Source organism: Moraxella sp. CTOTU47579 (assembly GCF_032004885.1).
Classification (GTDB): domain Bacteria; phylum Pseudomonadota; class Gammaproteobacteria; order Pseudomonadales; family Moraxellaceae; genus Faucicola; species Faucicola tetraodonis.
On the sequence record NZ_DALZOJ010000024.1, the window covers coordinates 1 to 23,258 of the forward strand.

The window sequence follows — 23,258 nt, forward strand, 5'->3', positions numbered from 1 at the left end:
TTATCAAAATTTCCTCATTATGTCCTTTTGTATATTAAATGTTCAACACAACCTAGCAAATAGTTTTAATCTTCTATTGATCATCAATGTGATGATTGCTCTTTACCACTGAGCGCACGTGCCAAAATATTCAATGTTAATACTGCCAAGGTGATGAGTAACGCACCTGCCCAAGCCAATTGGTTTGAAATAGGGTATGGTTGGCTGGCGTATTGATAAATCACGTTTGGTAAGTTGGCAATGGGCTGACCCATATCGGTACTAAAGAATTGGTTATTGAGCGCGGTAAATAGTAATGGCGCGGTCTCACCCGAGATACGCGCAAATGCCAGTAAGATACCTGTTAACACCCCAGTTTTGGCAGCACGTAAAGTAACGGATGTTACCAGTTTCCATTTTGGCGTCCCTAACGCATAAGCCGCTTCACGCAATGTATTGGGAATTAGACGAAGCATATTTTCGGTGGTACGTACCACCACAGGAATAACCAATAGCGCTAAAGCCATTGCACCTGCCCAACCTGAGAAGTTACGACCTTGTACCATCAACGCAAAAATAAATAGACCAATCACAATCGAGGGTGCGGATAGCAAAATGTCGTTCATAAAACGGGTGACTTTACCAAGCCAGCTGTTTTCGGCAAATTCAGCAAGATAAATACCTGCCATGACACCAATCGGTGTGCCGACTACAAGCCCTAATCCTGTCACCATGATTGAGCCGATAATCGCATTGCGAAGACCGCCGATTTCGTTTGGCGATGGCGTGTCTTGAGTAAAAATAGGCATGGTCAATAACGCATGAGAGCCTGATAAAAACAATTTGAATAAAATTAAACCTAAGAAGGTCAAGCCAAATACAATGGACAAACCGGCAAATACCAGTCCTAAAGCATTGCTTAGACGGCGGCGTTTGTAAATGGCGTTATTACGATTCATGTTGGTAGTAGTCATAGTATTCCCCAGCGTCCTTATTTCGTACCCGCATTTTTATCCATACGACTGAGCATCAATTTTGAAATCACCAGTACAATAAAGGTAATGATAAATAGTAAGAAACCTAAATGTAGTAGCGATGATTGGTGCAAGCCTTCAGACTCTGCAAATTCATTTGCCAATGCCGAAGTGATTGACACCCCTGACTGGAACAAACTTGGACTGACGTTATAAGCGTTACCAATAACAAAGGTGACTGCCATCGTTTCACCCAATGCGCGACCCAATCCCAAAATGATACCGCCCATCACACCGGCTTTGGTATAAGGCAACACCACGTATCGCATCACCTCCCAAGTGGTTGACCCCAAACCATAGGCAGATTCTTTAAGCATCTTTGGCGTAATGGAGAAAACGTCACGCATGACCGATGCAATAAATGGGATAATCATGACGGCCAAAATCAAACTTGCGGTGAACAGACCAATACCCATCGGCGCACCTTGGAATAAACGACCCACATAAGGCACATCACCCAAATGGTCAATCAACCAAGGCTGCACATGTTCTGAAAACCAAGGCGCAAATACGAAAAATCCCCACATACCATAGATAATTGAAGGGATACCCGCTAACAACTCAATGGCAATACCCAAAGGACGTTTTAAAAAATTGGGGCAAAGCTCTGTCAAAAACATGGCAATACCAAAACTTACCGGCACCGCAATCAAAATGGCAATGACAGAAGTCACCAACGTACCATAGATTGGTGCAAGTGCGCCGTATACATCCATCCCTGTATCCCAGTCTTTACTGGTATAAAAGTTAATGCCAAACGCTTTCATACTTGGCAATGCGCCAAGAAATAGTGAGATTAAGATACCACCTAACAACAACAGCACGATAAACGCAAAAAGACGAGTCGCGTTGACAAACAACCAGTCTAATTGTTTTTGCTTTGCGAGTTTTGCGTGTAAATCTGACATAAGAACCCAGCCATCAAAAAAATAATTTTAGTTTACTGTTACTAATTCTATAAATTTAAAAAAAAACGTAGAGCATTAACTTGTTTATTGCTCTACGTATCGTTTGACATGCCTAACCCTGTTAACTGTTAACCATCATCATGAGATTATTTTGCCGCTGACGCAGTTGCTGTGGCAGCCTCTGAGCTAAATAGTGGCTTACCATCAGCCCCTACAACTTTCTTCCACTCTTCACGGAAGATAGCTTTGCTTTCTGCTGAGAACGGTACAAAGTCCAGTGATTTTGCTAGTTCATCACCGCTTGAATACGCCCAATCAAAGAATTTAAGGGTATTTTTGACGTTTTCTGGGTTGGTTGGTTTAGTATGGACTAAGATGAATGTTGCCGCAGAGATTGGCCAGGCATTTGGGTCTGCTTGGTTAGTCAATACAATGTTAAAGCCTGGTGTACCTTTCCAGTCTGCATTACCCGCAGCAGCAAAGCTTTCAGCCGATGGTTGTACAAAGTTGCCCGCCGCATTTTTTAGCTGAGTATGCGACATTTTGTTTTGTTTTGCGTAAGCGTACTCAACATAACCGATTGAGTTTTTGGCACGCGTAACGTTACTTGCCACGCCTTCGTTACCTTTACCACCTGCACCTGTGGCAGCGGTTGGCCATTTAATGGATTTGTCTACACCTGGACCTGCTTTCCATTCTGGTGATACAGCGGCTAAGTAGCTTGCAAAGTTAAAGGTTGTACCTGAACCGTCAGAACGGAAAATCGTGGTGATTGGCGCATCTGGTAGTGTCACGCCTGCGTTTAATGCGGTAATCGCTGGGTCATTCCATTTAGTGATTTTACCCAAGTAGATATTGGCAAGGGTGGCACCATCTAGTTTTAATTGACCGGGTGCAACACCATCGATATTAACAACTGGTACAACACCCCCGATAACGGTTGGGAACTGGATTAAACCGCTTTTATCCAACTCTTCTTTGCTTAAAGGCGCATCCGACGCACCAAAGTCAACGGTATTGGCTTGGATTTGTTTGATACCACCTGATGAACCGATTGATTGGTAGTTCACTTGACCGCCAGTGGCGTTTTTGAACTCACCTGCCCATTTAGCATAGATAGGTTGTGGGAAAGAGGCGCCTGCACCTGTGATGGTAAATACGGCGTTTTTGTCGCTACCTGCCGCGCCTGTAGTCGCAGTGCTTGACGTCGCTGAGGCACCCGCTGCTTTATTGTCTGCTTGCTTGTTGCCACAAGCGGTTAATGCTAAGGTCGATGCTACGACAACACTTAATAATGAATAACGCATGGATAGCTCCTAAAAACATTTTTTGAGTTTACAATGAAAATGCTTGAATAAAATAAATGTCACGAACCGTACAATTTAACTTTCTTTGATTATTTTCACTATGATAGCTCAATGCTGACCAATTTAACTGTCATGATAATAATCATAATTCGGTTTGTATAAAAATTGTGTATATGATTACAAAGAAATGTGACAGTATCATGACAATTTGATGACTGACCGATTGCGCACGTTATAAGTAGACTAGATAAGTGCATTTAACTCGCTTATTGATTGCCAAAGCCTTGAAAAGCTTTGCGACTTTTAGCGGTGCATGGGAAAGAAGCGATTAACCATTTAACTGCTTCTCAACTTAACAGCTTCTTAACTTAACAACTTCTTAACTCTTAACTTAGTAGCTTAAGACTATAAAAACCAATGGCAGTCGCAACCAAAGTTAAAAGCACATGGATGCCAATCAAGGCTAAACCTTGCACTACCTTGCCGGTATTCAACAAAGTAAACACTTCGGCACTAAACGTACTAAAGGTTGTTAGTCCCCCCAAAAACCCTGTGGTGATAAATAGTCGTAAGTTTGGGTGCATCTTTTGGGTGAGTATCAAGGCAAAGCCCATCAACAGCCCACCTAGTACATTGGCAAATAGTGTGCCATAGGGCAGCCAAGGATGTACGCTATTGATTCTGGCTAACCACCAGCGCAGTATTGCCCCAAATCCCGCCCCCAGTCCTATCCATAGCCATGGCATCTTTAAATCCTTGTAGATGGTTATGGGTTAGCTGGATTGACAGCAGGCAGCATTGTCATGTCCCAACGCGGCAAGCAGCTAACCGCTAGCTCATCGTGTTGGCCGGCGTTCAAGCGCTGCCACCCGGCGAAGGCAATCATGGCGCCATTGTCAGTACACAGGGCAGGCGGTGCATAATGCACGGTGGCGTTGATTTTGGCTAATGCCTCAGCTAGCGATTCTCGTAGTTGTTGATTGGCACTCACCCCGCCTGCGATTACTAAGCGTCTCATGCCTGTTTGCTGCAAGGCTTTAACGCATTTTTTCACCAACGTATCGACCATCGCATATTGAAAACTTGCCGCAATATCGGCGCGCGTCTGGGCATGCTCAGGATTATGGCTATCGGTTGGATGGTCTTTAATCAAATTATGCACGGCGGTTTTCATACCACTAAAAGAAAAATCCAATCCTTTGCCCAACATCGGGCGCGGTAATTCATAGGCTAACGGATTGCCTGTTTGCGCCAAGCGGGCAATATTAGGTCCACCAGGATAAGGTAACTCTAGCATTTTAGCGGCTTTATCAAAGCACTCACCTGCGGCATCGTCAATAGATTCACCTAATATTTCATATTGCCCGATGCCTTTGACCGCCACTAACATAGTATGTCCACCCGACACGAGCAACGCGACAAACGGAAAATCGGGCGGATTGGCGCCTAATAGCGGCGCGAGTAAATGTCCTTCCATGTGATGTACACCAATCGCAGGAATATCAAGCGCCATCGCCAAACTGCGCCCAAACAATGCCCCTGTCATCAACGCGCCCACCAGTCCAGGACCTTTGGTAAAGGCAATGGCATCGATATCGGTTTTTTTGAGTTGGCAGTCATCAAGCAGTTGCTGCAACAAGGGCACTAATTTACGGATGTGATCGCGGCTTGCAAGTTCAGGGACTACCCCACCATATGTCGCATGTAGCGCGATTTGACTATATAGCACTTGCCCGACCAAACCTTGATTGGGTTGGTGACGTTGGTCACTATCAAAAATGGCTAATCCCGTTTCATCGCAGGATGTTTCCAGTCCTAGCACACGCATGGTATTTCCTTAAACGATAAATAAACGTCAATATACCGATGGCAAGTTAGTTATTTTTTGCCATCATTGATAATTTTGACAGGAATGGTTAACCCTTTGGCAAAGGGCTCGGCAAAGACATAAGTGTATTGACTCGGGGCAATTTGCTGGGTGGTATGGATGACAAACGCGCTGTTCTTGCCGGCTGTGAGTTCATGTGACACATAGGCAGTCCCCAGCTGGTCGAGCACTTTGGATAAGACTTCATTGACTGCCATACCCACCGTTAAGTTGTAGCGGGAGGTTTCATTATCCACATGATACATCTCGGCATAGGCTTTGACAGGCTCACTATCGAGCGCAAAGGGATATTTAAAGCTAGCCTTATCGACTGGCTTAACGCCCGAATCCACCAATGCCCAGTTGATTTGTTTGGGCGCACCGTTTTGGGCGGCTTGGGGGGATACGGTACTGGCAGCAGCTACACTGGCAACGTGATGTGGACTCTGAATACTAGCTACTGTGGCACTTGCTGTGCTGTTTTGCTGTGGCTTGTTATCACTGGCAGGTTGACAAGCCGAGAGTAACACCCCACCTATCAGCAAACTTGATATCATAACTGCTTGTTTCATTGGCACGCCTCCAATATATCCAAACTCTTTGTCTAGCTTAGCCTAGCTTAGCCCAGCTTAGGCAGTAACGCCCCCATTACTGACGGGCTGATAAGAAAGATGACGATTGATGCGTTTTTCTGCCAATCGAAACATCCCAATCAATAGCCAAGACAATAACAAATAAATGATACCTGAGGCAAAGAACAATTCAAAAACAGTATAAGTTTTTGACATAATCGTCGTTGCCACACCGGTGATATCCATCAAAGTGATGGTCGATGCCAGCGCACTGCCTTTGAGCATAAAAATCACTTCATTGCCATACGCAGGTAGCATGATGCCAAAGGCGCGAGGAAAAATAATTCGGCGCAATTTTTGGCTATACGACATGCCAATGGCATCGGCAGCTTCATTCTCGCCTTTGGGGATGGACTTGATAGCACCGCGGATGATTTCTGCGGTATAAGCTGCCGTATTGAGGGTAAAAGCGATGATAGCGCACCAAAATGGACTCGCTAACACACCCGATTTCCACAGCACAGACTCGGTCACCCATTTAAATTGTGACAAGCCATAATAAATCAAAAAGATTTGCACCAGTAGCGGCGTACCCCGAAAAAAGAAAATATACGCAAACGGCAATGCCTGCACCCAAGGTTTTTTCGACAGCCTAGCCAGTGCTAGCGGCACTGCCAACATAAACCCCAATAAACCCGACAACACCACAAGCTCAATGGTGATAATACTGCCTTGCAGCAGTTTTGGGATACTATCAATAATAATTTGCCAATTCCAGTTCATTGATGAATCCCCTATTTTGCCATGCCGATTTTTTGCAGGCGTTTTGCATAACGCTCTGCTGGGTTATTGACCCATTCTAGCCACATAATCACACCGGTGATGATGACGGTCAGACTCAAGTACAACAAGGCTGCTGCCATATAAAAAGTAAACGGGCTTTGCGTGGAAGTCGCTGCCGTTTTGGCGTGGCGCATGATATCTTCAAGCCCGACCACAGAAACCAACGCAGTATCTTTGAGCAGTACCAAAAACAAATTACCCAGTCCTGGCAGTGCAATACGCCACACTTGTGGCAACGTCACTCGCCAAAGGATTTGAAATTTTTTCATGCCAATCGCTTGCGCTGCTTCAGCTTGACCTTTTGGAATCTCTTGAAATGCCATACGAAAAGTTTCGGTCGCATACGCACCAAATGCCACAGACAGCGCTGTAACCCCCGCCCAGAACGGACTGACATCCACGTATCCCGTATTGCCAAATTGCGATAGAATAAGACCCATCAACATCGAGCCGCCAAAGTAAATAAACATGACTGACAGCAGTTCTGGAATACCACGGATAATCGTGGTGTAAGCGGTGGCGATGGCGTTGAGCACTTTAAATCGTGACATCTTAGCGGTCGCACCCAATAATCCCAAAATCAGCCCAATGACCAAACTAGTCAATGCCAGTTTGATGGTGACCCAAGCGCCGCTTAATAATAGCTGCCCAAAACCTTGTAGATCTAACACAATATTGATACCCTGTCTTTTTAACTCTGTTTGCTGACCTATTACCCAAAAAATGCTTAAAACGCAGTTTTACCGTCACATAGACAAAAGGTGATAATGGATATAACCTTTTGCTTTGTTTTTTGCAGGGTGCAATTTTACGTGATTGCCCTATCAAAAACCATCAAAAAAACAAAAAACTGAGTGACTTTTCACCCAGTTTTTGACTGAACCCAAGCGCTTGGTTGAGTTACTTGCTCGTACTTGCCACAGTCGTCGTGGTCGTTGTACTGCTAGAGACCGTAACGGCCACGTTGCTTGCCGCCGCCGTTGTAGTGGTTGCATTACCAAAATATTGGTTATAGATTTTGTCATACGTGCCATTTGATTTTAACGTGGCAATCGCTTTGTTAAATTCTAAACGCAGTGGGTCGCCTTTACGGACGATGATACCCATTTTGTCATTAACATCAATCTCTTTACCTTTGATTTCAAACCCTTTACCTTCTGGCGTGGTCAGCCAATAAGCGGCCGGGGCTTTATCCGAAATCATCAGATCCGAACGCCCTGCTGCCAAGTCCATAAAAGCATTGTCCAAACCTTCATACAGGTTTAGCTGGGCTTTTGGGTGATTTTTTTCCATCCACTGGGTCGATAGCGTTGAACGCTGCGCCGCAACTGTATGGCTGTCAATTTGGGCAGGGTCATCCGGATTGATAGGACTACCTTGTTTGGTCAAAAATACCAATGTATTGGTAAAATAGGGGTCGGTAAAATCGACCTGCGCTTGACGCTCTGGGGTGATAGACATGGCATCAATTACCACGTCATATTTTTTTGCCATCAAGCCTGGTAATAAACCATCCCAATCTTGTGGCTTGATTTCACAGTTGGCTTTCATTTCTGCACATAAGGCCCGAATAAAATCCACATCAAAACCTGTCAAACTGCCATCCGCTTTGGTGATGCTAAAGGGTTTATAGGTGCCTTCGGTGGCGATGCGAATGGTTTTGCCTGCCATACTGCTCGATGTCTCAGTGCTGCTACTGGCCGTTGTAGAAGCGGCTGTGCTACCCGTTGTTGCCGCCGTTTTTTCTGCAGGTTTTTGACAACCCACTAGCGCTAGACCTGCCACTGCCAAGCTACCCAATAATGAAATATTTGCTTTCACCTGATACTCCTAATTTTTAACGTCTAACACATGACAAAATTTTACTTGTGAGTTGTAAGAAAACGAACACTTAATCAGTTATTTAACGGCTTATTTCGGCAAATCTGCAAAATATTTTTGGCTGATTTTATCGTAAGTACCATTGGCTTTTAGCGCCGCCAGTGCGGTGTTGAATTTGCCAATCAATGGATCATTTTGACGAAGGGCAATGGCAATTTTGTCATCAATATTAATCGGTTGACCTTTGACTTCAAAGCTTTGACCTTTGGCGGTTTTTAACCATGATAAGGCTGGGGCACTGTCAGAAATCATCAAATCCGTACGACCCGATTCTAGGTCAAGATAGGCATTATCTTGGGTGTCATACAGTTTTGGGGTGGCTTTTGGGAAGTTTTTGGCTAAGTACTCAGCTGCGGTCGTTGAACGCTGCGCACCCACTGATTTGCCTGCTAGGTCATCAGCACCTTTGTCTACCCCTTTTTTGCCAATCACAACGAGGTTATTGGTAAAGTATGGGTCGCTAAATGCCACCACTTGGCGACGCTCTGCGGTGTCTGACATCCCCGCCATGATGGCATGGTATTTTTGTGCTTGTAGTCCTGGAATCAGTCCATCCCAATCTTGGGAAATCACTTCACATTTTAGTTTGGCTTCACTACATAACGCATCTGCCAAATCAATCTCAAAGCCGATTAATTTGCCATTGGCATCTTTATAACTAAAGGGGACAAAGCTTGATTCGGTAGCGATACGAATCTGTGGCATATCTGCGTTTGCTGCCGTGGTAGCGTTACTTGCTGCTGCCGTGTCTGCCGGTTTTTCCGCAGGTTTTTGACAGGCAGTTACCCCCATCAAAATGGCTAACGACGATACACCCAAAACCGATAACTGTTTCATAACAACACCTTTTGTCAAAATTTGAGGGTCACCCACATCTATTGTGTAAATTTTAAAACGATCGATACAACGTCAATTAATTACCAAAATGTTGCTTTTGTAATTTTGCCAACTCGCCATTACTTTGTAGTGCATCTAAGGCTTTATCAAATTCTGCTTTTAGTGGATCGCCTTTACGAATGGCCATTGCGATGTTGTCACCATTATCCATCTCACTGCCTACGAGTTGGTAGTTGCTGTTTTGTTTTAGCCATTCGCTAGCGGTTACTTTTTCAGACAGCACTGAATCGATACGACCTGATTTTAGGTCAATGTAGGCGTTGTCATAGTTGTCATACAATTTGATTTCGTTGGTTTTGCTCAGTTTATCTTGAAGGTACTGCGCCATGGTGGTTGAGCGTTGACCGCCAATTTTTAGCCCTGAAATCGCTTGTGGGTTGAATTTGCCACCTTTGGCAGCGACCCAAACCATGGTGTTTTTAAAATAAGGCGTGGTGAAATCCACTTGCGCTGAACGCTCTGGGGTAATTGACATACCCGCGGCAACCGCGTCGTATTTTCTCGCCATCAAGCCTGGCAAAATACCGTCCCAATCTTGCGCTACGATTTCGCAGTCGAGTTTCGCTTGGGCACACAAGGCTTTGGCAACATCCACGTCATAACCACCTAACGTGCCATCGGCATTGGTATAGTTAAATGGTTTGTAGGCGCCTTCAGTGGCAATACGAATTTTTTTGCCTGTGCTGGCACTGGCAGCGGGTTGGCTGGCGGCTGCACCTTCTGTTTTTTCAGCAGGTTTTTGACAGGCGGTTAATCCCATGCTAACTGCACATACCGTTGCCAAGGCGAGTTTTGAGTAGGTTGAATTCAAGGTTGATTGCATGGATGTTCCTTACAAATGAAATTTTTGAGTAAAAAGCGATTTAATATCAGGTTTCGCTTTCAGCGATTTCAATATTTAAAATCAATGCGACTAAAATAAATGCGAGTTTACAATTTAGTTAAAATTAACATAAATTAACATTTTTGCAAGTGAAAAACGTATGCAGCAACAATTAAATCAAATAAATTTTTTCTGATGCCTAAAATTACAAAACCGCCAATCGCATGGCAATTGACGGCTGATAGGTTGATTGGATTATTTTTGATGGCTTGCCATAAAGTCTTTCACCCGCGCTGATTGCGGATTGTCAAATACCTGCTCGGGTGTGCCTATTTCTTCGATACGTCCCTCATGCAAGAACACCACTTGGCTTGATACATCGCGCGCAAAACGCATTTCATGGGTGACAATCAGCATGGTGCGACCTTCTTCAGCAAGCGATTTCATCACCGCTAATACTTCATTGACCAATTCTGGGTCGAGCGCAGAGGTTGGCTCATCAAATAGCAATACTTGGGGCTTCATCGCTAGCGCACGAGCGATGGCAATACGCTGGCGTTGTCCACCCGATAAGTTTTCTGGGTAAGCGTCTTTCTTATCTAGTAGTCCTACGCGTTTTAGTAGCACTTCAGCTTCACTGATGGCTTGGTCTTTGGCGACTTTTAGGACTTGGGTCGGCCCTTCAATGATGTTTTGCAAAATAGTCCGGTGTGGCCATAGGTTAAAGTTTTGGAACACAAAACCCATTTTTGAGCGAAACTGCTCAAGCTGACGCTGGTTGGCGGCAACCAAATCCCCAGATTTATTCGGTCTTAATACCAATGCTTCACTGCCCAAGAAAACCTCCCCTTGCGAGGGGTTTTCAAGCAAATTTATACAGCGTAGCAAGGTGGATTTGCCCGAGCCGCTCGAGCCAAGAATTGAGATGACATCGCCATCATAAGCGGTCAACGATACACCTTTTAGTACTTCAAGCGATCCAAAGTTTTTGTGGATATTGTTAAGTTGCAAGGCTACAGGACGCTGTAAGTTTGGCATAGCATCTGACATGATATTCAATCCAAAATTTGACGATAGGTGAAAAAAAACTGTCTATTTTCGCTTAAAACGCTACTAAAACGCAACTTTTTCTCTTATTTAACTTTATTTCATGGCGCCGGTCTTTAGCACTGGTTTTTAGATTAAGTCATAACCATTAATTTTTATCTGTCAAAACTTTCTAAATTCCATTTTTGGATTGAAGTTGTTATGATGAAGCGATAATTATATTAGGGACTGACTATGCAAACCATGACTGATACCAAACATTATATGCAAACCGTGGGACAGCAAGCGCGCGCTGCTTCAGCGATTTTGGCAAAAGCAGACACCGCGCTCAAAAATAGCGCCCTACTCGCTATCTATGACGCCCTGCAACAAGCCAAATCACAGGTGTTGGCGGCCAATGCCACCGATATGCAAAACGGTCAACAAAAAGGACTGGATGACGCACTACTTGACCGATTAGCGCTCACCGATGCGCGTTTTGAAGGCATGTTACAGGGGCTAAAAGATGTCGCCATGCTACCTGACCCGATTGGCGAGGTCACGGATATGACCTTTCGTCCATCGGGTATTCAGCTAGGTAAAATGCGCGTGCCGCTGGGTGTGGTCGGGATGATTTATGAATCTCGCCCCAATGTGACCATTGAAGCTGCGTCTTTGGCATTAAAATCTGGCAATGCGATTATCTTACGTGGGGGTTCAGAAGCGTTTTATTCTAACCAAGCATTGGCTGCGTGTGTCAAACAAGGTTTACAAGCGGTTGGTTTGCCAGAGGCGGCAGTGCAAGTGGTCGAAACCACCGACCGTGCGGCAGTGGGGGAACTTATCACCATGAATCGCTATGTCGATGTGATTGTGCCGCGGGGTGGTAAAAGCCTAATTGAGCGTATCAGTAATGAAGCGCGCGTCCCTGTCATCAAGCATCTAGATGGTAACTGCCATACCTTTGTCGATCGCGATGCAAACCTGACTATGGCAACCGCTATTTGCGTCAATGCCAAAACTCACCGCTACGGCACTTGTAATACTATGGAAACGCTGCTGATTGATAGCCAAATCGCTGCGCAAGCCTTGCCGCCAATCGCCAGCGCCATTGTCGCTGCAGACAGTGCCATGCAATTACGCGGCTGTCCAAAAACCTTAGCCATCTTGAGCGATACCGCTGAATTAACCGCTCATTTGTCAGCGGCGAGTGAAGCAGATTGGGATACCGAATATTTGGCACCGATTTTGGCGATTAAAGTAGTCGCCGATATCGATGAAGCCATTGCCCATATCAATGCCCATGGCTCACACCATACCGATGCGATTATTACCGAAAACTACTCAAAATCGTTAAAATTCATGCGTGAAGTTGACTCTAGTAGCGTGATGGTCAATGCATCGACCCGCTTTGCCGATGGATTTGAATATGGTTTGGGCGCAGAGATTGGTATCTCTACCGATAAAATCCATGCGCGCGGCCCTGTGGGTCTTGAAGGTTTAACATCGCAAAAATGGATTGTGTTTGGGCATGGGGAAATCAGACAGTGACAGCTAAAACTTTTGGTAATCAAATGAATTGTTTTCACAAACCCACTTTAATTATTGGTATTGACTTCCTCCCCTCCCTAAAGTGAGGGGATTCCTGCTCCCAGACGGTCAAGCCCGACCGCAAGAATGTTCTTACTGGCATTAATATCTCTATCATGCCGTGTGTCACACTTTACACAAGTCCATTCTCTTATTCGCAAACCTGCTCTACCGCTCAAGCTACTGGACATATCGCCACAGCACGAGCAAGTTTGGGTAGTGTATCGTTCATTCACGATTTCAAAACGGCAACCTGCGTTCTCGCATTTATAGGTCAGTTGCCTTTTGAGTTCAAACCAACCTGCATCGTAAACCGACTTGGCTAGTTTGCCTTTTTTACTGTTAAACTGGGTGGTTTTAACGTCACCAACCACGATTAGGGCATTGTCCTTGACTAATTGGGTGGTGAATTTATGTATCAGGTCTTGGCGTGTGTTTTTGATTTTGGCATGGATTGCCTTTACATGCTGTTTGTTTTTGGCACGTTGGGCGGTGGCTAAATCTTTGGCATATTTTAACGTTTGCTTAATGGTGAGTTTGTCACCGCTTGAGGTAGTGGCACTGTCTTTTAAACCTAAATCTATGCCTACACTACCAGTTCCACAAGTGGTTTTAGGGTAGTCTTTAACGATGATACACGCATACCAACGGTTACGGCTGTCTTGCACAATCTCGCAGGTGTTGATTTGGTAAAGCGATAGGTTGTAGCTGTCCCATAGGTCGATGATGAGTTTCTGCCCTTTGGCTAGACTTAGTTGCAGGGTTGATTTTAAGCCCTTTTTGCCTGTTTGGTGAGTGGCAATATGCTTAATAGCCGATTGTTTAAACGGTAGCCAGCCAAGCGATTTACGCTTGGCATTGGGGTTATTGGTTCGCCAGTTGAGTTTAGCCTTTTTGAATTGCTTACGGCTTTTAGCATGGGTTTCATTGATGGCTTGAATGGTTTGAGAGTGCAAGCCCAGTAATTCACCGCTACCTTTGGTGTATTCGTTCAAATCATAAGCTGAAAAGAATTTGCCTGTTTTTTGTAGATGTTTGTAACTCAAGTCATTGACGTAGTTCCATACGAAATTGACTGAACCGCTTAACTTATTAAGCTTTGCTGTATGTTTATCTCGTATGCGTAGCTTGAGTGTTTTCATGGGGTTATTTTAGCAAAATTTATGCAAGTATTATAGCGTGTAAGCATAGTTGCTTAAGTTGCCTTATATCCATTGCCTGAGGTCGGTGGTTTTACGGCAACGGAGGATAAAAACCATTATTTGGCAATCGCTTTATTGGCAATCGCTTTAAATAGACTGATTTGGCTCTTATCCGTCACCGTCAACATCAGTTCGCCTTTGCTATCTTGGGTCAGTTTAAATTGCCCTTGTAGTGTGGATGGCGCAGCGGCATCAAATGCCATGCGCGATTCTGGCAGACACATCATGCGCGTGGAAACGATATTTTTTATCAATACATTGTCATGGGTCAGGCTATAATTGCCCCACATGCGATTACAGGTATTGTCAAAGCTGACACGACCTTTATCAAAGCTGACCAATAGCGGCTTGGCTTGGTTAAATAATTCAGGTTTAGTGGGTTTACCCGACAAATCAGTCACCGAGACCAATTGCCAGCGATAATTTTGCAACGTGGCATCGGCTAACGGTAAGGTGACCGCTTGGGTCGGGTTCACGATCCCTAACTTACTATCCGCTATGGTTTGACAGCCTGTCATTGCCAGCGTTCCTGCTATCAAGCAACTTAGCGCTAGTGAGTAGATTTTGGCACATCTTTTCATCATGATTTCCTTTTGTTTAAAATTATTGTGTAAAAAATTATTGCAACCATTATATAAAATACCCTTAAAACTTTATTGCTCAGCATGACGATTATTGTTATTCGATTGTATTACTAGATTTGACGGACGCTTCATTTGCTTAAATGGGTTTTTGCAAAAACTCTAAAAATACCTCATCGCGTTTGGGGTCGCCATTGTTGCCGTCTCTAGGAAATGCCATCCTCTCCCCTGTCAGTAGATAACCGCGGCGCTGATAATAACTTAACAGCTCTGGTCGATGACTTAAAATCGACATGGACAAATGGGTTAAAGGTAAATGGGTTAAGTTTTTGGCGTGGGCGTGTCTGATAGCAAACGTTTCTACCGCAGACAACATCGTATCGCCAATGCCTCTACCTTGCACAGCAGGATGAACCGCAAAAGTGCCAATATACGCCGCTGGCTGATGGTTAATGGGTGAGAAATCCACAGAAATACACCCGAGCAAATCATCGCTATCGTGCGGATTTTCAAACACGAATAGATAAACGTTGGGGTTGTCTATCAAGGCTGTCATTTCCTCGGCAGTGGTACGAATCCCACCAATTAAAGCCGCTTCATTGGTCCAGCCTTCATCTGAGCGGTAACAGCGATTGAGCAAAGTTACCAAATTTTCGACGTCTGGTTGCCTGGCAACGCGTAATTGCACGGCGTTTTTATCGATATCGCTATCAGGGTCTTTCATGTTTTTTCTCTTTTTATACTCACATTCGCTAAACATAGGATGCGTTAAAAATTTTGCCAAGTCAGCTGACCGATTTTGCCACCCAATGCACCTAAATTAACCAACATACCTAACTTAGCAAGCACTACTTTATTGTCTATTACTTTGGCATTCAAGCCGTATTTGACGTCATTGTTGTTGCCTTCATATTTTTAACCTATTAGCATAAGACAATAAAGCATGGCTATAATTAAGCGCTGCTGTAATCGAGATGGTTTATCAATCATCCGTTTGTTAAAATAAACCTTTTACAAGTAACCCTAGCATGCCAAAACTGCCTTCACCCTATACCCCTGCGATTGAGTCCGCTATTTATAAACAACAACCCACTGATTTTATTGTCCATGAAAAACTAGGCATTGAATGCAGCCATACAGGCGAACATCTTTGGCTTCATATTCAAAAGACCCGAATGAATACCAATTTTGTGGCAAAGTTGCTGTCACAATGGGCAGGCATCCCACTCAAGGATGTGGGATATTCGGGTCTCAAAGATCGTCATGCGCTGACGACGCAATGGTTTAGTCTTCGCTTGCCAGAAAAAATTACCCCTGAACAAAACTTTCAGCAATTTGTCCAGACCAAATTAGCTAGCGATGAAACCCTAGAAATACTGGCACAGCATTGGCATCATAAAAAACTGGGTCGCGGTACTCATGAGGCCAATCAGTTTATCATCACCCTACGCAACGTAGTGGGCGAGAAAGCTGCCATCGAGCAACAACTTGCGACCATCAAAACCCAAGGCGTTCCCAATTATTTTGGCGAGCAGCGCTTTGGGCAAGATGCCAATAATATTGATGCCGCTATCGAACTATTTACCCATCATACAATTAGGGGTAAAAAAATTCATCGCAAATTTGACCAAGATAAAATCAGTCTGTATCTGTCGGCAGCGCGTAGTGAATTATTCAATGCCATCTTGGCAAAACGTATCGCGTTGGGCATCTGGAACCAACCGCTTGATGGTGATGTGATGAATTTGGCGGGTTCAAACAGTATTTTTGTGGCACAGCATATAGATGAGACTATAATATCAAGGCTACAAAGTGGCGATATCCATTTGACTGCACCCATGTGGGGCGCGGGTGAGTTAAAAAGCAGTGGTAAGGTTAACGCATTAGAACTATCAGTCATCACTGACAATCCCATTTATCAGCAGCTAAGTCAAGGTCTGATTGAGTTTGGTTTAAAGCAGCAGCGCCGCTCCCTGCGTATGCTGCCCAGTAACTTACAATGGGTTTGGCAAGACGGTGAGACATTGGTGTTAGATTTTGAATTACCGGCAGGCAGTTTTGCAACGACGATGATTGATACGCTTGTTGCAAGCTCGCTACTCACGACTACGTCATGAAAGCCCAGTTAAAGGCTGGGTTATAAAGGCTAAGTTATGAATGCTGATTGATTGGCGTCATCAATAAATAACATTGACCTTTGACCACACAGTTGCGACCATTGGCTTTGGCTTGCTGCATTGCCAAATCGGAGAATTTGATAATGCGCTCAAGGGCAGGTGGCAGTGCAGGCATGGTTGGTAAACTATGCATATACTCGCGCATATATTCGATAAAACTGCGATTATCAATCGCACGCTCGCTATCTCTCCCATGATTTTGATAAAGGCTGGATATACCTAAGCTTGCGGTAAATTGAATTTCTGTATCAAAGATGCCATATCTCACCACTTGCTTTTCAAAAGCCTGGCGCAGCTGCTCTGCCATATCGTAGGCTTGCTCAATCCCCATATTAGGCAAGATGATGCAAAATTCTTCCCCACCCACGCGTCCAAACATCGTCCCTGTCGGTAAGAAGTTTTTTAAGGTATTCGCGGTACAAATCAACGTCGCATCACCCGCATCATGACCATATTTATCATTGATATGTTTAAATTTGTCCAAATCAATATAAATCACACTAAGCGTATTCCAATCGCTTTTACGTTGCCATAAATAACTCAAAAAACTATAAATGGTACGCCGATTGGCAATATTGGTGAGCGCATCAGCTTCTAGCAAATCATAAATCTTGCGGCGCTGAAAGTTCATGACTTTCATGCCCTGTAAAATACAATACAGCGTGACTGTTGCCTTGGCGGTTACCAAAAAGCTAAAAGACAATCCCCAAAGCCAATGACTACGCGCTGCTAAACTTGGATACAACCTAGGCAGCAATTGCCACCAATTCATGCTATTACTCATATTAAAAATAAATAACGCAACAATACAACTGACAAACGACACCCAGACCAGTCGCCATCTTAATAGCACCATCCCAAGACCGGTGGAACTAATCAGCATTACACCTTCAAGCGCACTGTTGTTGCCAATCCAGACAATAAAAAGATTTTCATAAATCAAATAGATGATTACAAAAAAGATTTGGTACTCTCGCCAAAGTCTTGACTGTTCAGGAATGCGAGTGATGACCCATAGTGAATACCCGCAAAACAACACCATCGCCAGTCCCAAATAGGTGATATTTATCATCAAGCCGCGATTAAAAATTTGATTGAACGTCTGAGCAAAAGGAAAGATATCTAGGGGCGATGTGATGACAAGAACTGTCGCATACCAAATTAAATGAAAAAATGTCTCAACCAACGCCAATATAATAAACAGCATGAATTTATTGGTATCGTTGACTCTTGGCGAATTGATATATACCGAAGGTTTAAAGCTAAAAAATTTTAGCGTTTGTTGCAATTGTTCTTTAAAGCTTGGCAAGGCGGTTTGGGTCATAGGATTATTGCAAAATCAATAAATCTATTAAAAAAGGGCGTTACGCATTAAACAAATCAACAGCGATGTCAGTCATTGATTAGTTTTAGTCGTTTGCATTTAACTTACCCTAAAGATTATATAAGGTATTGTTGCTTCATTCTAATACTTTATTAATAACCAATGGGTAAATGTTTAATTTTTTTTAATGAGGCTTGACTTATCTATTTTTATCAAAATTTCCTCGACCAAATAAAAAAGGCAAGCCTAAGCTTACCTTGATCAACATTTTACAGAGTTTTAACTTTATTGGTTTTTTCAACAATATTTTTTAATAGTAACGTTCTTGATTACACTCAAGCGTCCAATACACGGCGCGCTGTCACGAATTTGTTTGCCCAATAGCCAGAATCTAAACTTGTAATAGAAATACTTTTGCCGGTTGATGGTGAATGAATAAAACGACCTTCACCGATGTACATGCCCACATGAGAGATACGACCACCACCTTGAGAGAAAAACACCATATCGCCTGGTTTTAACTCACTACGGTTAATACGTTCACCAACTTGCGCCATGCTGCCTGAGGTGCGTGGCAGATTGATGTTGGCGGTTTGTTTATAAACATATTGCATAAAGCCGCTACAATCAAAACCACTGGCTGGGCTGGTGCCACCCCAACGGTAAGGTAAGCCGATAAAGTTTTTGGCTTTTGCAATGAGGCTATCTACTTTTGAGCCACCTTCTGGATTTTGAGAAACGCTTGAGTTAAAGCTACCGAAATATTCTGTGATACCATTGTCGGCATTGGCAGCGGTTGGGGCTACGCTTAACAAGACACAAGGTAGAGCGGTTAATAAAGTTTTTTGAAGAAAGTTCATAGGGCTTTAATCCGTTCAGAACTTTTATCCGTATATGGGCTATATCAAAATTGATTGCTAGAAGCTAAAAAGTTGATATACGGATAAAAATTACATAACTATTGTACTGGTTACATTCTGTAAAACAACGCCATCATACCAATAAAGTTTTTCGAATGTAGATATCTTTTATCCAGAAAATGTTAAAAAATATTACAATGTAAGCTAATTTGCTTACAGAAAGCCTATAGAAAGTATACAGCAATAATTCGGTAAGAAAATCGTTGATTTAACACAACATTGGGTTAAATCAACGCCTATTACTCTGTATTTATTTTGGTGTAATGTAAAAAAAGCAGGGTCAATATGTAACAGACCCTGCTTCATTGTTGAGTAAAAAATGATAAAAATCGTTAAATTGCTGTCTTTTTACCCCATCATTCGCACTAATCTCTCGCCCCAAAAATGGCGGTGCCAATACGAACGATGGTAGCGCCCGCGGCAATGGCTTGTTCAATATCGCCGCTCATGCCCATTGACAAAGTATCCCACTGCTCAGGATGCGCATGATAGCGCTTGTTTTGCTCAAATAATTGCTGGGTTTTGACAAAGGCAGCGGCTGAATTTTTGGCAGGGATAATCATCAGTCCGCGTAATTGCAAGTTGGGTAATTGGCTAATCTCTGTCACCAATTCGGGTAACTGGTTTGGCTGGCAGCCTGATTTACTGGCTTCATCGTCAATATTGACTTCGATACAGATATTGAGTGGCGGAAGGTGTTCACCCCTTTGCCCATTGAGACGCTGGGCAATAATTAAGCGATCGACCCCATGCACCCAATCAAAATGCGCCGCCAACTCTTTGGTCTTGTTACGCTGGATATGACCGATATAATGCCACACCAATGGCTGCTCGTTGGCAGTAACGTCTTTGAGTGCTGCGATTTTTGTCACCGCTTCTTGCACATAGTTTTCACCAAAATCTTGCTGACCTTGCTGCGCTAAGGTGCGAATCATCCAGTTGGGTTTGGTTTTGGATACCGCAAGCAGTTTGACAGTTGGATTGAGCCTAGCAACGTCAGTTTTCACCTGTTGCCAACGCGCTATCAAGGCTTGGTTTTCAGCATCTGTTGCGCTTGTCGCCAATGGCTGCTGTGCGTCGAATGTTTGCATGGTTAACTTTTCCTGTTGATAGTGGACTGGCTTGATGGCTACCGGGTTAAGGTAACGTTTTTTTTGCACTTGTGTGCCCAATTTTCCAATTGAGTTTAACATAAGCTAAAATCAACAAAAAACTATGATGCCTAGTCAGTTTTTTCTGTTTTTTTTGTGGACGGATGATTATAGTATAACTATCTTTTTTTCCCGCAGCTTTTTTCTATTGCTGCTTTTGTATTTTCATTACCCACCTGTAGGATTCGCTATCATGGCAAAGGAATTATCGATTGACGATTTGTTGCGTTTTGCATTCAAAAATAAAGCCTCTGACTTACACATTTCAGCAGGCTTACCGCCGATGATTCGGGTAGATGGTGAAATTACCAAAATCAACATGCCACCGCTCGATCACCAAAAAGTGCATAGTTTGATTTATGACATCATGAACGACAAACAACGTGCCGATTATGAAGAGTTTTTTGAAACCGATTTTTCGTTTGAAATCCCCAATGTGGCGCGCTTTCGTGTCAATGCCTTTAACCAAAACCGGGGCGCAGGTGCGGTATTTCGTACCATTCCATCTGAGGTCTTGACGATGGAACAGCTTGGTATGGGACCGATTTTTGAGAAAATCTCTAACTACAAACGCGGCGTGGTACTGGTCACAGGTCCAACAGGTTCGGGTAAGTCAACAACTCTTGCGGCGATGATTAACTATATCAATGAAACCCGTAAAGAACATATCTTAACCATCGAAGACCCGATTGAATTTGTGCATCAATCAAAAAAATCCCTCATCAACCAACGTGAAGTCCACCGTGATACTTTAAGCTTTGACGCCGCGCTGCGCTCTGCCTTACGTGAAGACCCTGATGTTATTCTTGTCGGTGAGATGCGTGACCTTGAGACCATCCGCTTGGCATTGACGGCTGCTGAAACAGGACACTTGGTATTTGGGACATTGCATACCTCATCTGCTGCCAAAACCATTGACCGTGTGGTCGACGTGTTCCCCGCCGCCGAAAAAGACATGATTCGAGCGATGTTATCTGAGTCGCTGCAAGCGGTTATCTCGCAGTCGCTACTCAAACGCCAAACGGGTGGGCGTGTCGCCGCACATGAAATTATGATTGGTACGCCTGCGATTCGTAACTTGATTCGTGAAAACAAAGTCGCCCAAATGTACTCTGCCATCCAAACCAGTGCAGGCGATGGTATGACCACACTCGATCAAAGCCTTCGCGAGTTGGTCAATAAGGGCGTGATTAGCAAAGAATCGGCGCGCCAATATGCCAAACAACCTGAAAATTTTATGTGATAACTGTTTGATAGAAACAATCTTATAAAACCAATGCGAGAGACGCGTTATGGATCTTGATAAATTACTGCAGCTAATGATACAAAAAAACGGCTCCGACCTTTTTATCACCGCCGATGCGCCCATATCAATGAAAGTCAATGGTACTATCGCGCCAGTCACCAAGTCAGCGCTGACCCCCGAGCAATCAATGACGCTGGTCAAAAGCGTGATGACGCCTGCTCAAAGCAAAGAGTTTGACGACACCCTAGAATGCCAGTTTGCCATTGTTGACAAAAACCAAACCGCACGCTTTCGTGTTTCTGCCTTTGTCCAAAAAGACTGTGCGGGCATGGTGCTACGTAAAATTGAAACCAAAATCCCAACGGTAGAGCAACTCAATCTACCACCGATTTTGAATGAAATTGCCATGAAAAAACGCGGCATCGTGCTACTAGTCGGCGCGACAGGTACAGGTAAATCTACCACACTGGCAGCTATGATGGGGTATCGCAACGAGAATTCGCGCGGTCATATCATTACTATCGAAGACCCGATTGAATACCTGCATGAACATAAAGGCTGTATCATCACCCAACGCGAAGTTGGCATTGATACCAAGTCATTTGAAGCAGGATTAAAAAACGCCCTACGTCAAGCACCTGATGTGATTTTGATTGGCGAGATTCGTACCCGCGAAACCATGGATTATGCCATTCAATATGCTGAAACAGGACACTTGGTGTTTGCCACCCTACACGCCACCAATGCCAACCAAGCGCTTGAGCGTATTATTCACTTCTTTGAAGCAAAACATCACGAGCAGATTTTGATGGATTTATCATTGAACCTTCGAGCCATTGTGGCGCAGCAATTGATTGCTACCCCTGATGGCAAAGGTCGCCGCCCTGCGATTGAAATTTTGCTCAATTCGCAACTGATTGGTGATTACATCCGTAAAGGGGAAATCCACGAAATTAAGCCCGTGATGAAACGCTCTCGTGAACTCGGTATGCAAACCTTTGACCAAGCGTTGTTTGATTTGTATGAAAATGGCGAAATCACTTACCGCGATGCCATCAAACACGCTGACTCACCCAATGATTTACGCCTACTTATTAAGCTGGAAAGTAAATCAGCCAATAAAATTGATGAAAATGAACTAAATTTCTCCCTGCAATGTGACGATAATAGCGCAGCAAATGAAAACGGAATGTTCTAACAACAGGCTATCGTCCAATAATCATAGTAACTATGTAACACAAAAAAGGCTCATATTGAGCCTTTTTTTATGGCATTAAAGATCTAAATTAAGGTGCCGTACAATATTGAGGATTTGAGTTATACTGTGGGCTCAGTGCAGTAAAATTATCATCATTTGCTAACCATTGATCTATTGGCTTATAGGTCACGTTACATTGCGCGTCAACGACTAGGTCAAATCCGTACCAAAATAGATTGTTACTATCAGCAAGCGTTGGATAAATAATACGTTTTTGTAACTTAGCACCTTCTAATTCAACCCGTACAGGTGATTGCTTCATGTTAGTCGGGATTAACGTGCTTGAATAATTATGCAATCCATAACGATAAGTACCTACTTGCAGGCGACGGACAGTCACCACTTCAGGACCAAAGCTTGTAGTGTCATCTACATCAAGATTGGCAAAAGGCTCACTTGTTAAGCTGCCATCATTGATGTAATAAATGTGCGAACCATTTGGTGTGATCAAGTGCGAATCGACATCTTCTGGATATTGACCCCAAGTCAATCGCATGGTCAGTGAATTGTTTTGTGAACTTACGATAAGACATTGTGACATAGTTTGCGCACTCGCAGTCGTCACGATTTTTTGGGCATTTGAAGTTTTGTTACCACTTTGTGCCAACACATACAGATTATACCAAACCCAATAATTAAAGCACTGCCCAATGACGAGCAGTGAGCGACTTA

Annotated in this window: 23 protein-coding genes; 4 read left to right on the top strand and 19 right to left on the bottom strand. The window is 43.8% G+C overall.

The window, feature by feature from the left end; translation table 11 throughout:
- Positions 1 to 83: 83 nt before the first annotated feature.
- From pstA to RTP55_RS10625, 12 genes are all read right to left on the bottom strand, one after another.
- Positions 84 to 953: a phosphate ABC transporter permease PstA gene (gene pstA / locus RTP55_RS10570; protein ID WP_188874750.1), complete on the bottom strand. Its 870-nt coding sequence runs from the start codon at positions 951 to 953 to the stop codon at positions 84 to 86.
- Between the two features lie 17 nt (positions 954 to 970).
- Positions 971 to 1,921, bottom strand: a complete 951-nt coding sequence (gene pstC, locus RTP55_RS10575) for a phosphate ABC transporter permease subunit PstC (RefSeq protein WP_144918103.1) — start codon at positions 1,919 to 1,921, stop codon at positions 971 to 973.
- A gap of 146 nt (positions 1,922 to 2,067) precedes the next feature.
- A complete protein-coding gene (pstS, locus tag RTP55_RS10580) occupies positions 2,068 to 3,228 on the bottom strand; it encodes a phosphate ABC transporter substrate-binding protein PstS (protein ID WP_312385980.1) in 1,161 nt (386 codons plus the stop codon).
- A gap of 386 nt (positions 3,229 to 3,614) precedes the next feature.
- Entirely contained in the window at positions 3,615 to 3,974 is a 360-nt protein-coding gene (gene crcB, locus RTP55_RS10585; RefSeq protein ID WP_201665909.1) for a fluoride efflux transporter CrcB, read from the bottom strand.
- A 20-nt stretch (positions 3,975 to 3,994) separates the two neighbouring features.
- On the bottom strand, positions 3,995 to 5,056 hold the full coding sequence (gene tsaD / locus RTP55_RS10590) for a tRNA (adenosine(37)-N6)-threonylcarbamoyltransferase complex transferase subunit TsaD (protein ID WP_138018613.1): 1,062 nt from the start codon (positions 5,054 to 5,056) through the stop codon (positions 3,995 to 3,997).
- Between the two features lie 50 nt (positions 5,057 to 5,106).
- The gene (locus RTP55_RS10595; protein WP_282841318.1) at positions 5,107 to 5,667 is read right to left on the bottom strand and encodes a hypothetical protein; all 561 of its coding nucleotides are present in this window, start codon (positions 5,665 to 5,667) and stop codon (positions 5,107 to 5,109) included.
- 57 nt (positions 5,668 to 5,724) lie between these two features.
- Positions 5,725 to 6,450: an ABC transporter permease gene (locus RTP55_RS10600; RefSeq protein WP_007117179.1), complete on the bottom strand. Its 726-nt coding sequence runs from the start codon at positions 6,448 to 6,450 to the stop codon at positions 5,725 to 5,727.
- Positions 6,451 to 6,461: 11 nt separating this feature from the next.
- A complete protein-coding gene (locus RTP55_RS10605; RefSeq protein WP_007117180.1) occupies positions 6,462 to 7,181 on the bottom strand; it encodes an ABC transporter permease in 720 nt (239 codons plus the stop codon).
- Between the two features lie 229 nt (positions 7,182 to 7,410).
- The gene (locus tag RTP55_RS10610) at positions 7,411 to 8,331 is read right to left on the bottom strand and encodes a transporter substrate-binding domain-containing protein (protein WP_312385983.1); all 921 of its coding nucleotides are present in this window, start codon (positions 8,329 to 8,331) and stop codon (positions 7,411 to 7,413) included.
- A 90-nt stretch (positions 8,332 to 8,421) separates the two neighbouring features.
- Positions 8,422 to 9,228, bottom strand: a complete 807-nt coding sequence (locus RTP55_RS10615; protein WP_138018610.1) for an ABC transporter substrate-binding protein — start codon at positions 9,226 to 9,228, stop codon at positions 8,422 to 8,424.
- A gap of 76 nt (positions 9,229 to 9,304) precedes the next feature.
- Positions 9,305 to 10,111 (bottom strand): transporter substrate-binding domain-containing protein, encoded by an 807-nt coding sequence (locus RTP55_RS10620; protein WP_239742979.1) that lies wholly within the window; start codon positions 10,109 to 10,111, stop codon positions 9,305 to 9,307.
- 255 nt (positions 10,112 to 10,366) lie between these two features.
- On the bottom strand, positions 10,367 to 11,161 hold the full coding sequence (locus RTP55_RS10625; RefSeq protein ID WP_282849930.1) for an ABC transporter ATP-binding protein: 795 nt from the start codon (positions 11,159 to 11,161) through the stop codon (positions 10,367 to 10,369).
- A 231-nt stretch (positions 11,162 to 11,392) separates the two neighbouring features.
- Here RTP55_RS10625 and RTP55_RS10630 point away from each other — a divergent pair, with 231 nt between their 5' ends.
- Positions 11,393 to 12,688, top strand: a complete 1,296-nt coding sequence (locus RTP55_RS10630; RefSeq protein WP_409418442.1) for a glutamate-5-semialdehyde dehydrogenase — start codon at positions 11,393 to 11,395, stop codon at positions 12,686 to 12,688.
- Positions 12,689 to 12,765: 77 nt separating this feature from the next.
- Here RTP55_RS10630 and RTP55_RS10635 read toward each other — a convergent pair whose 3' ends face one another.
- From RTP55_RS10635 to RTP55_RS10645, 3 genes are all read right to left on the bottom strand, one after another.
- Positions 12,766 to 13,869, bottom strand: a complete 1,104-nt coding sequence (locus tag RTP55_RS10635) for an RNA-guided endonuclease InsQ/TnpB family protein (protein ID WP_095355910.1) — start codon at positions 13,867 to 13,869, stop codon at positions 12,766 to 12,768.
- Between the two features lie 116 nt (positions 13,870 to 13,985).
- Positions 13,986 to 14,510 (bottom strand): META domain-containing protein, encoded by a 525-nt coding sequence (locus tag RTP55_RS10640; RefSeq protein ID WP_099834325.1) that lies wholly within the window; start codon positions 14,508 to 14,510, stop codon positions 13,986 to 13,988.
- Positions 14,511 to 14,649: 139 nt separating this feature from the next.
- Positions 14,650 to 15,234 carry a GNAT family N-acetyltransferase gene (locus tag RTP55_RS10645; protein WP_312385984.1) on the bottom strand — a complete coding sequence of 195 codons (585 nt, stop codon included), beginning with the start codon at positions 15,232 to 15,234 and terminating at the stop codon, positions 14,650 to 14,652.
- 304 nt (positions 15,235 to 15,538) lie between these two features.
- On the opposite strand from RTP55_RS10645, the gene truD reads away from it, so the two are divergent.
- Positions 15,539 to 16,627: a tRNA pseudouridine(13) synthase TruD gene (truD, locus tag RTP55_RS10650; protein ID WP_312385986.1), complete on the top strand. Its 1,089-nt coding sequence runs from the start codon at positions 15,539 to 15,541 to the stop codon at positions 16,625 to 16,627.
- A 34-nt stretch (positions 16,628 to 16,661) separates the two neighbouring features.
- On the opposite strand, the gene RTP55_RS10655 is transcribed toward truD, so the two are convergent.
- The 3 genes from RTP55_RS10655 to RTP55_RS10665 all read right to left on the bottom strand — a co-directional run bounded on the left by RTP55_RS10655 (position 16,662) and on the right by RTP55_RS10665 (position 20,022).
- Complete coding sequence (locus tag RTP55_RS10655; RefSeq protein WP_312385988.1) at positions 16,662 to 18,011, bottom strand: GGDEF domain-containing protein; 1,350 nt, start codon at positions 18,009 to 18,011, stop codon at positions 16,662 to 16,664.
- Between the two features lie 335 nt (positions 18,012 to 18,346).
- Positions 18,347 to 18,871: a C40 family peptidase gene (locus tag RTP55_RS10660; protein WP_096489252.1), complete on the bottom strand. Its 525-nt coding sequence runs from the start codon at positions 18,869 to 18,871 to the stop codon at positions 18,347 to 18,349.
- A 425-nt stretch (positions 18,872 to 19,296) separates the two neighbouring features.
- Positions 19,297 to 20,022, bottom strand: coding sequence for a YggS family pyridoxal phosphate-dependent enzyme (locus RTP55_RS10665; protein ID WP_312385989.1), 726 nt, complete (start codon positions 20,020 to 20,022; stop codon positions 19,297 to 19,299).
- A gap of 253 nt (positions 20,023 to 20,275) precedes the next feature.
- Between RTP55_RS10665 and RTP55_RS10670 the strand changes: the two genes are divergently transcribed.
- Entirely contained in the window at positions 20,276 to 21,325 is a 1,050-nt protein-coding gene (locus tag RTP55_RS10670; RefSeq protein ID WP_219299044.1) for a type IV pilus twitching motility protein PilT, read from the top strand.
- A 49-nt stretch (positions 21,326 to 21,374) separates the two neighbouring features.
- Positions 21,375 to 22,526, top strand: a complete 1,152-nt coding sequence (locus RTP55_RS10675; RefSeq protein WP_312385990.1) for a PilT/PilU family type 4a pilus ATPase — start codon at positions 21,375 to 21,377, stop codon at positions 22,524 to 22,526.
- A gap of 88 nt (positions 22,527 to 22,614) precedes the next feature.
- Here the strand turns inward: RTP55_RS10675 and RTP55_RS10680 are convergent.
- Positions 22,615 to 23,258: YfaP family protein (locus RTP55_RS10680; RefSeq protein ID WP_409418443.1), on the bottom strand; the 644-nt coding region annotated here is incomplete at its 5' end.